The 1334-nt window shown below is 66.5% G+C and carries 1 protein-coding gene; it reads right to left on the bottom strand.

Annotated elements, in window-relative coordinates:
• The coding region (locus IEY68_RS35830) for an IS110 family RNA-guided transposase (protein WP_189094729.1) at positions 1-1177 on the bottom strand (1177 nt) is incomplete at its 3' end.
• Positions 1178-1334: the final 157 nt, after the last annotated feature.

A 1334-nucleotide genomic window follows, 5' to 3' on the forward strand; every position in this document is an offset into this window, starting at 1 on the left:
GGGGTGGCAGTGGCTGGTAGGGCCGGTTCTCGCGGATCAGGGCCCACAGGACGTTGACGCGGCGGCGGGCCAGGGCGAGGACGGCTTGGGTGTGTTTCTTGCCCTCGGCGCGTTTGCGGTCGTAGAACTGTCGGGATTCGGGACAGCAGCTGATACTGATCATTGCCGAGTAGTAGAAGACGCGGTTGAGGCCGCGGTGGTAGCGCTTGGGCCGGTGCAGGTTCCCGCGTATCCGTCCGGAGTCCCAGGGCGCCGGAGCGAGTCCGGCGAACCCGGCCAGGCGGTCTGGAGTGCCGAAGAAGCCCATGTCGCCGCCGGTGGCCGCGAGGAACTCGGCGCCGAGCAGGGTGCCGATGCCGGGCAGGCTGACTATCACCTCGGCGAGTTCGTGGCGGTGAAATCGGCCCTCGATGAGCGTGTCGACGTTCTTGATCCGCTCGTTGAGGGCCATCACCTCCTCGGCCAGGCTCGCAACCATCGATGCGGTCAGCTCCTCGCCCGGCAGGCGGGTGCGCTGGTGCCCGGCGGCGTCGACCGCGACCGCTGCGATCTTTCCGGGGTTTCTGACTTTCCTTGTCCGCAACCAGGATTCGAGTCGAGTTACGCCGATCCGGCGCAATGCAGCAGGGGTCTGGTAGCCGGTCAGCAGGACCAGTGGACCGGTCAGGGTGAGGTTGTCGAACCCGCGCTCGAGCCCGGGAAAGATACCGGTGAGCAGGCCGCGGAGCCGGTTGATCGCCCGGGTGCGGTCCGCGACGAGGTCGGCGCGGCGGGCGGTGAGCAGCTTCAACTCCACGGTGGTCTCGTCACCGGGGCGGATCGGGTGCAAGTCACGGCGCATCCTGGCCTGGTCGGCGATGATTGCGGCATCCCGCGCGTCGGTCTTGCCCTCACCGCGGTAACCGCCGGCAGCCCGGTTCAAGGTCCGGCCTGGGATATACAACAATGGCTGGTCTCGTTGCAGCAGCAACCCAATCAGCAGGGCAGCACCGCCGTCGTTGAGGTCCACCGCCCACAACACCTCGCCCGAACGTGTAAGAACCTCGTCGATCAGGGCCGACAGCGTCGACTCGTCGTTGGCGACCCGACGCGACAGCAACCGCTTGCCGTCACCGTCGATGACCACGCAGTGGTGGTCGGTTTTTCCGATATCCACACCAGCCCAGATCTGGGCCATGCCCGCCTCCATCAGCTCGTTGGAACCACAGCTCGTGAACGACCGCGCCGGCATTGCCCTACACAGCGACTGATTCGCACATCCCAATATGCGGCCGGGTCGTCCCGGGGAATCGGGCGGCCAAGCTCCTCGAGCCACCAACGGCACACTCATGAAA

The organism is Nocardia jinanensis, from assembly GCF_014645735.1.
Classification (GTDB): Bacteria; Actinomycetota; Actinomycetes; order Mycobacteriales; family Mycobacteriaceae; genus Nocardia; species Nocardia jinanensis.